At 55.5% G+C, this 3,577-nt stretch carries 4 protein-coding genes; 2 read left to right on the top strand and 2 right to left on the bottom strand.

The features are described from left to right. The first annotated feature begins 178 nt into the window (after positions 1-178). Positions 179-658 carry a Cys-tRNA(Pro)/Cys-tRNA(Cys) deacylase YbaK gene (gene ybaK / locus RTY00_RS21940; RefSeq protein WP_008103849.1) on the top strand — a complete coding sequence of 160 codons (480 nt, stop codon included), beginning with the start codon at positions 179-181 and terminating at the stop codon, positions 656-658. Here ybaK and RTY00_RS21945 read toward each other — a convergent pair. Next, complete coding sequence (locus RTY00_RS21945; RefSeq protein ID WP_312666224.1) at positions 655-1,524, bottom strand: LysR family transcriptional regulator; 870 nt, start codon at positions 1,522-1,524, stop codon at positions 655-657. The genes ybaK and RTY00_RS21945 overlap by 4 nt on opposite strands. A 90-nt stretch (positions 1,525-1,614) precedes the next feature. On the opposite strand from RTY00_RS21945, the gene RTY00_RS21950 reads away from it, so the two are divergent. Then, positions 1,615-2,046: a multidrug/biocide efflux PACE transporter gene (locus RTY00_RS21950; protein ID WP_312666225.1), complete on the top strand. Its 432-nt coding sequence runs from the start codon at positions 1,615-1,617 to the stop codon at positions 2,044-2,046. 51 nt (positions 2,047-2,097) lie between these two features. Here RTY00_RS21950 and ushA read toward each other — a convergent pair. Continuing rightward, a partial coding sequence (gene ushA / locus RTY00_RS21955) for a bifunctional UDP-sugar hydrolase/5'-nucleotidase UshA (protein WP_312666226.1) occupies positions 2,098-3,577 on the bottom strand: 1,480 nt, incomplete at its 5' end.

The raw sequence follows: 3,577 nt of genomic DNA on the forward strand, positions 1-3,577 counted from the left end.
AAACACAAAAAAAGAAGGCCAATAATGATATTGGCCCGTCAAAGAGGAATTTGTTTATGATTTTGGTTATCACCAACAATCTCTTGCTGGCGCGGGCCAATTCTCGCGCAAAGTTCAGAATTTCGCCACTGTTTTTCCATCAAAACTGAAATAAGAATTTTCCTAACAAGGACCGATCATGACGCCCGCGGTAAAACTTCTGGAAAAACAAAAAGTCACCTTTACCCTGCATCCGTACGATCACGATAGCCACGAAACCAACTTTGGCGACGAAGCGGTGCGTAAGCTAAATCTCGATGCGCGTCAGGTGTTCAAAACCTTGCTGGTATCGCTCAACGGCGATGCCAAAGCGCTGGCGGTTGCGGTGACGCCAGTCTCAACCCAGCTGGATCTAAAAAAGGTCGCCAAAGCGCTGGGCGCGAAAAAAGCGGATATGGCCGATCCACAGCTGGCACAGCGCGTGACCGGTTATCTGGTGGGCGGCATCAGCCCGTTAGGTCAAAAAAAACGCCTGCCAACGGTGATCGATCAGCAAGCGGCCGAATTTGCCACCATTTTTATCTCCGGTGGCAAACGCGGCTTGGATCTGGAGTTGGCCGCACAAGATTTGTCTCGCCTGTTGGACGCGCCGCTGGCCGATATCGCACGGCGCGATTAATCGGGCTGCTGGGCGCAAAGCTGATCAATCATCCAGCGCCCGGCCGGTCCCGGCGGATTACGTCGCGACCACACCACATCCACCGCAATACGTTGTGGCCAGCCCGGCACCGGCAACTCCTTCAGCACCTGATGCCCAAACTGCTCCACCAGCCAGCGCGGCAATATACTCCAGCCAAAACCCTGCTCCGCCATCTCAAGTAAAAGTAAGTAAGACGGAGCGGCCCACACGCGCCCCGCTGGCAGCGGATCGCGGTTTTGTACCCAGGTATTAAGCCGCAGATGCCGTAGCTCACCCAACTGCCCATCACTGACCTGATCCAACTGGGAAAAAGCGTGATCCTGATGCAGATAGATCGCCATCTGCGCGCCAACCTGTAAGCGCGCCACCGCCAAATCCGGCGGCAGTTGTGGCTGCGCGCGCACCACACCAAGATGCACGCGCCCGGCTTGTATCAGATCTAACGCATCAGCATCCTCGGCGATCATGCACTCGAATTCGATATCTGGATAACGAGCCTCAAACCGGTTTAGCAGATTTTCATGGTGATCGGCCTGCCAAAAATCGGAAATCGCCATGCTGAGACGCGGCTCAACACCCTGTGACAAGCGCACTGCCAGCTCGTCCAGCCGCTGGCTTGCCGCCAAAATTTGCTGCACCTGCGCCAGCGCGCGTTGACCTTGCTCAGTGAGCACCGGCTGACGGCCGCTGCGATCAAACAGCGTGAAACCGAGATCATCTTCCAGATTCGCGATTGCGCTACTGATGGTGGACTGGCTTTTGCCCAACGCGCGCGCCGCCGCCGAAAAGGAGCCGCTGGCCACAGTTTGTACAAACGCCTCAAGGGATTCCGGGGAATACTTCATGGTGAACCATCGCTTTTATCGATAGGTGATCATTTTATCTTAGCATCACACAGTGTGAAAATGCGTGCTGTCACCAATAAGGAGGTTTATATGCGTACCCGTTCGCTGAAAGAACGTTTTTGTCATGCCGCAGGCTTTGAAGGGTTGGCACTTATCACTGTTGCGCCGCTGGCTGCCTGGATCATGGAGAAACCGCTGTTTCAGATGGGCGCGCTGGCGATCATGCTGTCGACCGTCGCCATGCTGTGGAACATGATCTATAACAGCGGTTTTGATCGCATCTGGCCGCCGCAGGTCAAACGCGGATTCGGTTTGCGCGCGATGCATGCGCTGGGCTTTGAAGGCGGGTTTATCCTGATTGGCTTGCCGATTGCTGCCTGGATGCTGAATATTTCGCTGCTGGAAGCCTTTGTGCTGGAAGTGGCGTTCTTCCTGTTCTTCCTGCCCTACACCATGGTTTACAACTGGATATGGGATAAGTTGCGCCACCGTTGGGTGACGCAGAAATCCTGTCAGGCGTGATGCGTATTTGAAAAGAGGTCGCCATGAATGGCGACCCTACGTGTGCAGAGTTCAATGTTGCTGTGCGGCGCGCGGCCAGATCCACGCCAGAATCATCTGCGGATAGCTTGGCTTGCGCTGCTTCTCCTGCGCTTTGTTGCGCTCTTCAATTTGCGCCGCCGTCAGATGCACAATCCCGCTCGGTTGATAATCACTTACCTTCAATGGCGAATGCTGGCTGACATAGTCACGCAGCACATCCGCATCGCGCTGGCCGCGGTTGCTGAATCCAGCATGGGTTTCAATATTCGGATAGCCGTCGCCGCCGCTGGCGTTAAAGCTGTTGGTCGCCATGCGGTAGGTTTTATCCTTTTGCAGCGGTTCGCCGTTAATCTTCACGTCGCTGACGCCTTTGCCATCCGCCACCAGACTGATGTTGCTGAACTGGGCGAAGCCGCCGGAATCCACTTTGATATTGGCCACCGTCGCCAGATAACTCAGCAGCTCATTGCCGCTCAGCGTAACGGAAACCACCTGATTGCCGAACGGCTGTACTTGCAGCAAATCGCGCCAGCTGAGATTGCCCTGCGCCAGCGAAGTGCGGATGCCGCCGCCGCTCATCACCGCAAAGTCCGCTTTGGTCGCCGCCATCTGCGCACGCAAAATCAGCTGCCCAAGATTGGTCTGCTCGAAGCGTACTTTGTCGCGCTCGCCGACAAACACGCCGTCGCTGCTGCCGACTTTGACATCCAGCTTCTTGCCGGCACGCAGCTGGAAAGGCGTTAACAGCTTCATCATCGCGCTGTTCGGCGGGATCTGTTCCTGCCAGGTGAGCCAGGATTCGCTGCCATCAAGATTCTTCACTTTGTGCTTGAGGTTGACCGGGATTAGTTGGTAATTCTCCAGCGTCAGCTCGCCATTGCGGAAGGTGAAGTCGCCGCGTCCAACAAATTTGCCCCACTCTTTCGCCTGCATGATCCACACGCCGTTTTGTCGATCCGGCTGGCAAGGCTGGCCCGGCTGATAATCTTTTACGCTAACGTTCTCTTTCTCCATGCACACCGCATCCTGCGAATGGCCGCCAATGATCACGTTGATGGTGCCCGGCGGCAGACTGCGCGCCAGCTCCACATCACCCGGCGCATTGCTGCCGTGCTGACCGTCGTCGTAGTGGCCCATGTGTGTCAGCGCGATGATGACATCAGGCTTTTCGCTGGCGCGTAGTTCCGTCACCGCTTTTTCGGTCTCTTTCACCGGATCGCGAATATCTATCGTCGCAATGTTTTCTGGATTGGAAATACGCAGCGTGTCGGTAGTGGTCAGGCCGATCACCGCAATCTTCAGCCCCATGCGGTTAAAGGTCGCCCACGGCTTGAATAAGCGCGTGTCGGTGCCTTTTTGATAGATGTTGGCCGAAAGGAAAGGAAACTTGGCCCACTTCTGCTGCTTTTGCAGCACGCTAAGCGGTTTATCGAATTCGTGATTACCCAGAGCCATCGCGTCATAACCCACCAGGTTCATGCCGCGAATATCGGGTTCAGCATCCAGCATG

The sequence above is a fragment of the Pantoea sp. CTOTU49201 genome (genome assembly GCF_032054795.1).
In the GTDB taxonomy this organism is placed as follows: Bacteria; Pseudomonadota; Gammaproteobacteria; order Enterobacterales; family Enterobacteriaceae; genus Pantoea; species Pantoea symbiotica.